Annotated in this window: 11 protein-coding genes; all 11 read left to right on the top strand. The window is 60.1% G+C overall.

The features are described 5' to 3' along the window. Positions 1-117 precede the first annotated feature (117 nt). The 11 genes from fabZ to dnaB all read left to right on the top strand — a co-directional run bounded on the left by fabZ (position 118) and on the right by dnaB (position 9186). Complete coding sequence (fabZ, locus tag ACKTSJ_RS10675; RefSeq protein WP_407900082.1) at positions 118-564, top strand: 3-hydroxyacyl-ACP dehydratase FabZ; 447 nt, start codon at positions 118-120, stop codon at positions 562-564. Beyond that, positions 561-1352, top strand: a complete 792-nt coding sequence (gene lpxA / locus ACKTSJ_RS10670; protein ID WP_407900084.1) for an acyl-ACP--UDP-N-acetylglucosamine O-acyltransferase — start codon at positions 561-563, stop codon at positions 1350-1352. The genes fabZ and lpxA overlap by 4 nt, the downstream gene beginning before the upstream one ends. A gap of 6 nt (positions 1353-1358) precedes the next feature. Beyond that, on the top strand, positions 1359-2507 hold the full coding sequence (lpxB, locus tag ACKTSJ_RS10665; RefSeq protein ID WP_407900080.1) for a lipid-A-disaccharide synthase: 1149 nt from the start codon (positions 1359-1361) through the stop codon (positions 2505-2507). Beyond that, positions 2504-3097 carry a ribonuclease HII gene (gene rnhB, locus ACKTSJ_RS10660; RefSeq protein WP_407900078.1) on the top strand — a complete coding sequence of 198 codons (594 nt, stop codon included), beginning with the start codon at positions 2504-2506 and terminating at the stop codon, positions 3095-3097. Before lpxB ends, rnhB begins: the two co-directional genes overlap by 4 nt. Then, positions 3094-3549 (top strand): CopD family protein, encoded by a 456-nt coding sequence (locus ACKTSJ_RS10655; RefSeq protein WP_407900076.1) that lies wholly within the window; start codon positions 3094-3096, stop codon positions 3547-3549. Before rnhB ends, ACKTSJ_RS10655 begins: the two co-directional genes overlap by 4 nt. An 81-nt stretch (positions 3550-3630) precedes the next feature. Beyond that, positions 3631-6105 (top strand): ABC transporter permease, encoded by a 2475-nt coding sequence (locus tag ACKTSJ_RS10650; RefSeq protein ID WP_407900074.1) that lies wholly within the window; start codon positions 3631-3633, stop codon positions 6103-6105. A 122-nt stretch (positions 6106-6227) separates the two neighbouring features. Next, positions 6228-6608, top strand: a complete 381-nt coding sequence (gene rpsF / locus ACKTSJ_RS10645; protein ID WP_407900072.1) for a 30S ribosomal protein S6 — start codon at positions 6228-6230, stop codon at positions 6606-6608. A gap of 24 nt (positions 6609-6632) precedes the next feature. Then, positions 6633-6911 carry a primosomal replication protein N gene (gene priB / locus ACKTSJ_RS10640; RefSeq protein ID WP_407900070.1) on the top strand — a complete coding sequence of 93 codons (279 nt, stop codon included), beginning with the start codon at positions 6633-6635 and terminating at the stop codon, positions 6909-6911. A gap of 9 nt (positions 6912-6920) precedes the next feature. Further along, positions 6921-7190, top strand: coding sequence for a 30S ribosomal protein S18 (gene rpsR / locus ACKTSJ_RS10635; RefSeq protein ID WP_407900068.1), 270 nt, complete (start codon positions 6921-6923; stop codon positions 7188-7190). Positions 7191-7200: 10 nt separating this feature from the next. Beyond that, the gene (rplI, locus tag ACKTSJ_RS10630; protein ID WP_407900066.1) at positions 7201-7650 is read left to right on the top strand and encodes a 50S ribosomal protein L9; all 450 of its coding nucleotides are present in this window, start codon (positions 7201-7203) and stop codon (positions 7648-7650) included. Positions 7651-7767: 117 nt separating this feature from the next. Next, a complete protein-coding gene (dnaB, locus tag ACKTSJ_RS10625; protein ID WP_407900064.1) occupies positions 7768-9186 on the top strand; it encodes a replicative DNA helicase in 1419 nt (472 codons plus the stop codon). The last annotated feature ends 377 nt before the right edge of the window (positions 9187-9563 follow it).

The raw sequence follows: 9563 nt of genomic DNA, 5'->3' as shown, positions 1-9563 counted from the left end.
CGCAGGCAGAAGTCCAGCTTGCAACAAGGCCGGATATAAGACTGCAGCCGATTTCTGGTTTTACCAAAACACGACAAATCTCTTGCTAAACCGGGAGGCGTCCATATAAGAAAAAACATGAGTAGTGCAATGGACATTCACGAGGTGCTGGAGCATTTGCCGCACCGTTATCCGTTCCTGTTGGTTGACCGCGTGCTGGAAGTCGTGCCGAACGAACGCATCGTGGCGCTGAAGAACGTGAGCATGAACGAGCCCTTCTTCCCCGGCCACTATCCGCACCATCCGGTGATGCCGGGGGTGCTGGTGATCGAGGCGATGGCACAGGCGGCGGCGATCCTGTCGTTCAAGACCATGGGAACCCTGCCCAGCGATGATTCGGTGTATTACTTCGTGGGCATCGAAGGCGCCCGCTTCAAACGCCCGGTCAGCCCCGGCGACCAACTGCTGCTGAAAGTTTCGATTGCGATGAACCGGCGCGGCATGTGGAAGTTCATGGGCAAGGCCGAGGTGGACGGACAGGTTGCCGCCGAAGCCGAATTGATCTGCACGTTGCGGACAAAATAAAAAACTTGCGTCATCCTACTGCACTCATTCATCCGGGGGCGAAGCTGGCCGACGATGTCGCGGTTGGTGCCTATTCCATCATCGGCGAGCATGTCGAGATCGGCGCCGGTTCGGTGGTCGGGCCGCATGTCGTCATCGGCGGACACACCACTATCGGTAAGGGCAACCGTTTCTTCCAGTTCAGTTCCATCGGCGAAATTCCGCAGGACAAAAAGTACCGGGGGGAGCCGACGCGGCTCGTCATCGGCGACAACAATACGATCCGCGAAAGCTGCACCTTGAATCTGGGCACGGTGCAAGGCGGCGGAGTAACCTTCGTCGGCAACGGCAACTGGATCATGGCTTACGTGCATCTGGCGCATGATTGCCGTATTGGCAATCATAACGTCATCGCCAATTCGGTGCAGTTCGCGGGCCATGTGACGGTCGGCAACCACACCCTGATCGGCGGCATGAGCGGCATCCACCAGTTCGTGCGCGTCGGCGATTTTGCCATGCTCGGTTTTCAGACGCGCCTGTCGCAGGACCTGCCGCCGTTCGTCACGGCGGTGGGCAATCCCGCCGAAGCCAAAGGCCCGCATCAGGAAGGTCCGCGCCGTGCGGGCTACTCCGCGCCGCGTCTCGACATGATCAAAAAGATGTATCGCATCCTGTATCGCGCCGGCAGCAGTTTCGCGGCGGCGCAGCAGGAAATTGCCGCCTTGCGCGGCGAGGTGGCCGACGCCGATGCGGACCTCGACAATATGCTGGACTTTCTCGGCCACGCCAGCCGCGGCATCGTGCGTTAACCGATAATGGCGCATACCGAAAAAACCATTGCCATCGTGGCGGGCGAAGCCTCGGGCGATCTGCTTGGCAGCATGCTGATCGCCGCCATCCGCCAGACCAAACCCGGCGTGCGCTTCATCGGCATCGGCGGCCCGAAGATGCAGGCGGCTGGCGTGGAGATCCTGTTCCCGCTGGAGAAACTGGCCGTCAACGGCTATCTCGAAGTCCTGCGCCATTACCGCGAGCTGCTGGGTATTCGTCGCAGCCTGCGCGATCGTTTTCTGGCTGAACGGCCCGATCTTTTCATCGGCGTCGATGCGCCGGATTTCAATCTGGACCTGGAACTTGTGCTGAAACAGCACGGTATTCCGACCGTGCATTATGTCAGTCCGTCCATCTGGGCATGGCGCGCCGAGCGCATCCACAAAATCAAGCGAGCAGTTTCCCATCTTCTGGCCCTTTTCCCGTTCGAGTCTCCCCTGTACGAAAAAGCCGGCGTACCGGTGACCTATGTCGGGCATCCGCTGGCCGACCTGCTGCCGGAGCAGACCCGGCGGGGCGAGATGCGCGAGCAGATGCGAATCCGCGCCGGAATGCGCGTGTTCGCGTTGCTGCCGGGCAGCCGCCAGAGCGAGGTGCATCGGCTGGCTGCGACCTATATCGAGACAGCCAAGCTGATCCTGCGGGAAATTCCCGAAGCGCAATTCCTCGTGCCGCTGGCCAGCCGTGAGACGCGCAATATTTTCGAACGCGAGCTGTGGCGGCAGGAGGCGTGGGACCTGCCTCTTACCCTGCTGTTCGGACATGCGCACGATGCGATGATCGCCGCCGACGGGGTGTTGGTCGCCTCCGGCACGGCCACGCTGGAAGCCGCTTTACTCAAGCGCCCGATGGTGATTACCTACAAGATGTCGCCGTTCACCTATTGGCTTGCCAGACGCAAGCAATATCTGCCCTTTGTCGGCCTGCCCAATATCCTGGCCGGGCGTTTCGTTGTGCCGGAAATTTTGCAGGACGATGCCACGCCGGAAAATCTGGCGCAGGCCCTGCTGAACATGGTCAACAACAAGCAGGCGGTGGCGCAACTGGAGCAGCGCTTCGGCGAGATGCAGCGCACGCTGCGCCGGGATGCGGCGCACAAGGCTGCGCAAGCCATCCTGCCTTTTCTCGCATGAGCAGCATCGCTCTGCTGTGCGGTGTGGACGAGGCGGGGCGCGGTCCGTTGGCCGGGCCGGTCTGCGCGGCAGCCGTCATTCTCGACCCGGCGCGCCCAGTCGAAGGGCTGGCAGATTCAAAAAAACTTTCCGCGAAACAGCGCGAGCGCCTGGCTCCCGTCATCCGGGAACGCGCGCTGGCCTGGGCCGTCGCATCTGCGGACGTTGAAGAGATCGATCGCCTCAACATCCTGCAAGCCACCCTGCTGGCGATGCAGCGCGCCGTGCTGGCGCTGTCCATCACGCCGCGGCTGGTGCTGGTCGATGGCCTGTATTGTCCGCACACCGGCATTGCCAGCCAGGCCATCGTCAAGGGCGACAGCACGGTGGCGGCCATTTCCGCCGCCTCGATTCTGGCGAAGACTGCGCGCGATGCGCTGATGCTGCAACTGCATGGGCGTTATCCGCAATACGGTTTCGACGCGCACAAGGGTTACCCGACGGCGGCCCACCTTGCCGCGCTGCAACGCCATGGCGCATCGGAAGTGCATCGCAGGTCATTCAAACCGGTGCGACAATTCGCATTACCTCAATCAGGAGAATCGACATGAGCTATTTCAAGCTGATCCATTTGCTGGCCGTCCTCGTCTGGGTCGGCGGCATGTTCCTTGCCTACGCGGTGTTGCGTCCCGCCGCCGTCGAAGTGTTGCAACCGCCGCAACGCCTGGGTTTGTGGAACAGCGTGTTCCGCCGCTTCTTCAGTTGGGTGTGGGCAGCGGTCGGGCTGATCCTCATCACCGGCTTCTACATGATCTATCAGTACGGCGGCATGGCGCACGCGCCCCGGTACGTGCATTTCATGCTGTTGCTGGGCCTGTTGATGACCGTGATCTTTGCCTACGTGTTCTTTGCCTGCTATGTTCCGTTCAGCCTGCATGTTGCCAAGGAAAAGTGGCCCGAGGCGGCCGCCTTGCTGGGCAGAATTCGCCAACTGGTCGCAGTCAATCTCACGCTCGGCGTCATCACCGTGGCTGTTGCGGTGGTTGGCATGAGTTGGGTATGACGCCGTTTGTGTGGGGCGGGTTTCACCACAAGGTCGCAATAACCCCTGCGGGGTAACCCGATAACCTCGGCCAAAGAGGCAATGAATATTTTTTTGCTCTCGCTCAAACTATTGCGCCGTGACTGGCGCGCCGGAGAATGGCGCGTGCTGGTGCTGGCCCTGCTGTTGGCGGTGGGCAGCCTGGCCACGGTAGGACTGTTCGCCGACCGTGTGCGGCAACTCTTGCAACAGCAGGCACACGAGCTGATCGGCGCCGACCTGCGCATTACGTCAACCCGGCCCTTTCCCCCCGACTATCGCAATACGGCAGAAGCGCTGGGTTTGCACGTGGTGCAGAGCCGCAGTTTCCCCAGCATGGTGATCGGGCGCGCGCAGGTACTGTTGAGCGAAATCCAGGCAGTGCAGCCGGGTTACCCGTTGCGCGGCAAGCTGCAAATCGACGATGGCAGCGTGCATGCGGCCGATGCCATTCCCCGGCGGGGCACGGTATGGGCGGATGAACGTCTGTTGCGCCGCCTCGATCTGCAACTGGGCGATGCGGTCGGCATCGGTGCGCGGCGATTCATCGTCGCCGCACGGATCGTGAAAGATATCGATCCCTCCCTTGGTTTGGCCAGTGTCGCCCCACGCGTGCTGATGAACGATGCCGATCTGCCCGCCACCGGGCTGTTGCAGGAAGGCAGCCGTCTCTCGTATCGGCTGCTGTTGGCGGGTGTCGTGCCGCAGGTGGAGCGTTATCGCAGCGCCATCGAGCCGGGTCTGGCCGCCCATGAAAAGATGGAAGATGTGCGTGATGCGCGCCCCGATATCCGCATTGCGCTGGAACGCGCCGAACATTTTCTCGGGCTTGCCGCACTCACGGCTGCCATTCTTGCCGGTGCGGCAATTGCCCTGGCGGCGCGGCGTTTCGTGCTGCGTCATCTGGATGCGTGCGCCGTGATGCGCTGTCTCGGTGCGCAACAGGTGCACGTGCTGCGCCTGTTCCTTTATCAATTTGCCTTGCTGGGCGTGGTGGCGGCACTGCTCGGTGGCTTGCTCGGCTATGCCGCGCAGGCGGTTCTGGTCGAGAGTATTGCCGCCATGCGCGTCGCGGATCTGCCGCAGCCCGGCGGGTTGCCCCTGCTCAAAGCGGCCGCCAGTGGCTTTGCCCTGTTGCTGGGGTTTGCCTTTCTGCCCCTGCTCCAGTTGCGCAGGGTGTCGCCGCTGCGCGTGCTGCGCCGTGAACTGGGGCTGCCGCCGGCCGGCAGTTGGCTGGTCTATGGCCTGGCACTGCTGGTTTTGGCCGGGTTGTTTCTGTGGCATGCGGGGTCGTTCAAACTGGGTATGACCGTGTTGACCGGACTGCTGGCGGGGCTGTTCCTGTTCGGCGGGTTGGCCTGGCTGCTGTTGCATGGTGTTGCGCGCAACGCGTTCTTTTTGCAATCGCACTGGCGGCATGCGCTCAATAATCTTGCGCGCCACGGAAGCAGCACGACGGTGCAGGTGGTGGCGCTCAGCCTGGGCGGAATGGCCTTGCTGCTCCTGACCCTGGTTCGTGGCGACCTGCTGCAAGGCTGGCAGGAAAAGCTGCCACCGGATACGCCAAATCGTTTCGTGCTGAACATCCAGCCGGACCAGATCGAAGCCATCAGCGGTTTTTTCAAACAGCACGCGTTGACCGTTCCCGAGATGCAGCCCATGGTGCGCGGCCGCCTGGTCGAGATCAATGGGCGTGCTGTCAATGGCGATAGCTACCCCGATCCGCGTGCGCGGGGCTTGGTGGAGCGCGAGTTCAATCTGTCCTGGATGGCACAGATGCCAAGCTGGAACCGGATGGTGAGCGGGCAATGGTGGTCTGAGGCAGGCAAGGACGAACTTTCAGTGGAGGAGGGGATCGCTCAGACACTGGGCATCAAGCTCGGCGATTCACTCACCTATGACGTGGCAGGCAGCCGTTTCACTGCCAGAGTCACCAGTCTGCGCAAGCTGGAATGGGATTCGATGAAGGTGAATTTCTTTGTGATCGCCACGCCGGAATTGCTGCGGGATTTCCCGTCCAGCTATCTGTCCAGCTTTTATCTGCCGCCGGACAAGGTGAAGGCGGGGGATGCGCTGGCGCGCAGATTTCCCAATCTGCTGTTGATCGACACTGGTGCGGTGATCGCGCAGGTACGGGGCATCATGGACCAGATTGCGCGGGCGGTGAGTGCGGTATTTCTGTTCACCCTGTTGAGCGGTCTGGTGGTGCTCTATGCCGCCCTGCTGGCGACGCAGGATGAACGCAGTCAGGAGGCGGCGATCCTCCGCACACTGGGTGCGGGCAGCCGTTATTTGCGCCGGCTGCATCTGGCCGAGTTCGCTGTGCTGGGAGGATTGAGCGGCCTGTTTGCCGCAGCGGGCGCTCTGTTGCTGGGATGGGTGCTGGCGCGCTTTGTGCTCGATATTCCGTGGCAATTCAATCCCGTGATCGGCCTGGTTGGCGTGTCGGGCGGCGTGCTGCTGGTGACACTGTCCGGTTGGCTGGGGACCCGGCAGTTGCGGCGCCGCCCGCCACTCCGAATTCTTGCGGCGGATTAAGGGGTTGGCGCTTGACGTGGCGCGGAATACCCCTATAATGCGCGCCTCCCTGAAAAAGGGAGTTTTCAACCTTGCTCCACCGTCGAAAAATGGCGGGGGGCTTTTATCCACAAGGAGATGTAATGCGCCATTATGAAATCGTATTCATCGTGCATCCCGACCAGAGCGAGCAAGTGCCCGCGATGATCGAGCGTTATCGCACGCTGGTGACCGGCAAGAACGGCCACATTCACCGTCTGGAAGACTGGGGCCGCCGCCAACTGGCTTACCCTATCCAGAAAATCCACAAGGCACACTACGTGCTGATGAACATCGAGTGCGACCAGACCACCCTGGACGAACTTGAACATGCATTCAAATTCAATGACGCCGTATTGCGCCACCTGATCATCAAGACCAAGGCCGCTGTCACGGCGCCTTCGGTGATGATGAAGGAAGAAAAATCGCGTTCGTTGACCGGCGATGCTGTTGTTGCGGAACCAGCTCCGGCAGCCGCTGCGTAATTGGGATTGGGCGGCAACCGTTGCGTGATTGAAGGGGAAATCGTAGAGCTGGAAGGTTTGCGTTTTACCCCGGCAGGACTGGCGCGAGTGGCCTGCAAAATACGCCACAGCTCGCTGCAGCAGGAAGCAGGAATGCAGCGCCAGGTTCAGTGCGATATTCCGGCACTTGCCTTGGGCGAAGCGGCGCAGCAAATCAGCCGCCTGCAACCCGGACAGCGGGTCATGGCCGAAGGATTCCTGGCGCAGCGTAGCCTGAAAATTTCGCAACTGGTATTGCACATTAATAACGTCACATTGAGATAGGAGCACAACATGGCTCGTGTATTTAAGAAAAAAGATGACAAGAAGAACAATTCTTCGCGTCAATTGTTCAAGCGCCGCAAATTCTGCCGTTTCACTGCAGAGAAGATCGCGGAAGTGGATTACAAGGACATCAACATCCTGAAGGAATTCGTTTCCGAGAACGGCAAGCTGATTCCGGCGCGCATCACCGGCACCAAGGCGCATTACCAGCGCCAATTGAGCGTGGCGGTCAAGCGCGCGCGCTTCCTGGCGTTGCTGCCTTACACCGATTTGCATTAAGGAGTAGATCATGCAAGTGATTCTGATGGAAAAAGTGGTGAACCTCGGCCAATTGGGCGATGTCGTGAAAGTAAAGAACGGTTTTGCGCGCAACTTCCTGATCCCTCAAGGAAAGGCCAAGCGGGCGACGGAAAACAACGTGGCTGATTTTGCATTGCGCCGCGCCGAACTGGAAGCAGCCGAAGCGGCCAAACTGGTCGACGCACAGGCACGCGGCGCCAAGCTGAACGGTCTGACCGTGCAGATCGTGCAAAAGGCCGGTGTGGACGGGAAGCTGTTCGGTTCCGTGACGAATGCCGATATCGCGCTCGCTTTGGTTGCGCAAGGCCATCAGGTGGAAAAGGCGCAAGTGCGCATGCCTGAAGGCCACTTGAAGCAGATCGGCGACCATACGGTCAGCATCGCCCTGCATCCCGATGTCTTGACTGATGTCATCGTTTCGGTGCTGGGCGAGCAGTAACCCCTGAACGAGCAAAACGATGCGCAAAAAAGGGCTGGCGACAGCCCTTTTTTGTTTTTGTCGTTGCGAGTTCACGCGGCAGTGTAAAATCAGCCAACCCCAATCCGCATTCCATCCATGCAAAATTTTTCAGCCCCTGCCGCCGATTCCCAGCTTGACGCACTGAAGTTGCCGCCGCACTCGGTCGAGGCGGAGCAGTCGGTGCTGGGCGGTATTCTGCTCGACACCAGCGCGTGGGACAAAATTGGCGATCTGCTGGGCGAACAGGATTTCTATCGCTCCGAGCACCGTCTGATCTGGCGCCATATCGGACGGTTGACGGAGCATGCGAAACCGGTCGATGTCATCACCGTGGCGGAGTCCTTGCAAAGCACTGCGGAACTTGAGAAAGCGGGGGGATTGACTTATCTGGGCGCATTGGCGCAGAACGTGCCTTCCGCCGCCAACATCCGGCGCTACGCCGAGATCGTGCGTGAACGCGCCATCATGCGCAAACTGGTCGAGGTGGGCAGCGAGATTGCTACCAGCGCCTACAACCCCGGCGGGCGCGATGCGGGGCAGTTGCTGGACGAGGCCGAGAGCCGGGTATTCGAAATTTCGGAACAGGGCGAGCGCGGACGGCAGGGCTTCATCCCCATCCCGCCGTTGCTGACGCAGGTGGTCGAGCGAATCGAATCTTTGTACGGCCGCGATAACTCCAGCGATGTCACCGGTATCTCCACCGGATTCACCGATCTCGACAGCATGACTTCAGGTTTGCAGCCCGGCGATCTGATCATCGTGGCGGGACGCCCCAGCATGGGCAAGACCGCATTCTCCATCAATATCGCAGAAAACGTTGCGCTCGAATCGAACCGTCCCGTGGCAATCTTCAGCATGGAAATGGGGGGCACGCAACTCGCGATGCGCATGATCGGTTCGGTCGGAAGGCTGAACCAGCATACCCTGCGTACCGGTCGCCTGGAGGAAGAAGATTGGCCGCGCATGACCCACGCCTTGAGCCAGTTGAACGATGCCCCCATTTTTATCGATGAGACGGCCGGCTTGAACGCGCTGGAACTGCGCTCGCGTGCCCGTCGTCTGGAGCGGCAGAACCGCAAGACGAATGAGCTGGGCATTGAAGAATCTGGGCTGGGGCTGATCGTGATCGACTACATCCAGTTGATGAGCTCGCCCGCGGGCCGTTCCAGCGAAAATCGGGCCACCGAGATTTCGGAGATTTCGCGTTCCCTCAAGTCGTTGGCCAAAGAACTTCACGTGCCGGTGATCGCCCTGTCCCAGCTTAACCGCAGCCTGGAGCAGCGCCCGAACAAACGCCCGGTCATGTCCGACTTGCGCGAGTCGGGCGCCATCGAACAGGATGCCGACCTGATCCTGTTCATCTACCGCGACGAAGTCTATAACCCGGATACGCCGGACAAAGGCAAGGCGGAAATCATCATCGGCAAACAGCGTAACGGCCCCATCGGCAAAGTTGAACTCACTTTCCGTGGCGAGTACACGCGCTTTGAAAATTACACCTCCGCCCAGTATTGAATCCTGGTTTGAATTCAGTGAGTGACCCGGGGTAAGACCGGGTTGCCGGACAACGTTGCGCCGGAGTGCCGCACTGAATAAGCTGAAGGGCAGCTCTGAAAATTCGGAGTTCGCCCAAATGCAAGAAGCGGCGCAGTTACGATATAAGCGACTTGTGTGGACGTCAGGTGGTGGCTGCGGACTTTTTGCGCTTTGATTATCTGCTCGGGATGGACAAGGGGAATTGGCTCTGGCTACAACACAGGCGTCCGCCTGATGAAAAAAACGGGTCTTCGTGAAAGAGTGTGGGTAAATTTCATGTTTTTTAGAGCCTCGGGAGCATGGACGTGAGTATTTTCAGCCGCAGATATTCTTCATCGCGCAGTCCATACGCACGG

Origin of the sequence: Ferrigenium sp. UT5 (assembly GCF_045866295.1) — a bacterium.
Taxonomy (GTDB): domain Bacteria; phylum Pseudomonadota; class Gammaproteobacteria; order Burkholderiales; family Gallionellaceae; genus Sideroxyarcus.
The sequence above is the reverse complement of the archived record's forward strand: the minus strand, read 5'-3'. Positions and strand labels throughout refer to the sequence as shown.

Excerpts from the sequence above, each read along its gene's own strand:
- fabZ (WP_407900082.1), top strand. The coding sequence starts at position 118 with ATGAGTAGTGCAATGGACATTCACGAGGTGCTGGAGCATTTGCCGCAC.
- lpxB (WP_407900080.1), top strand. The coding sequence starts at position 1,359 with ATGGCGCATACCGAAAAAACCATTGCCATCGTGGCGGGCGAAGCCTCG.
- rnhB (WP_407900078.1), top strand. The coding sequence starts at position 2,504 with ATGAGCAGCATCGCTCTGCTGTGCGGTGTGGACGAGGCGGGGCGCGGT.
- ACKTSJ_RS10655 (WP_407900076.1), top strand. The coding sequence starts at position 3,094 with ATGAGCTATTTCAAGCTGATCCATTTGCTGGCCGTCCTCGTCTGGGTC.
- ACKTSJ_RS10650 (WP_407900074.1), top strand. The coding sequence starts at position 3,631 with ATGAATATTTTTTTGCTCTCGCTCAAACTATTGCGCCGTGACTGGCGC.
- rpsF (WP_407900072.1), top strand. The coding sequence starts at position 6,228 with ATGCGCCATTATGAAATCGTATTCATCGTGCATCCCGACCAGAGCGAG.
- rpsR (WP_407900068.1), top strand. The coding sequence starts at position 6,921 with ATGGCTCGTGTATTTAAGAAAAAAGATGACAAGAAGAACAATTCTTCG.
- rplI (WP_407900066.1), top strand. The coding sequence starts at position 7,201 with ATGCAAGTGATTCTGATGGAAAAAGTGGTGAACCTCGGCCAATTGGGC.
- dnaB (WP_407900064.1), top strand. The coding sequence starts at position 7,768 with ATGCAAAATTTTTCAGCCCCTGCCGCCGATTCCCAGCTTGACGCACTG.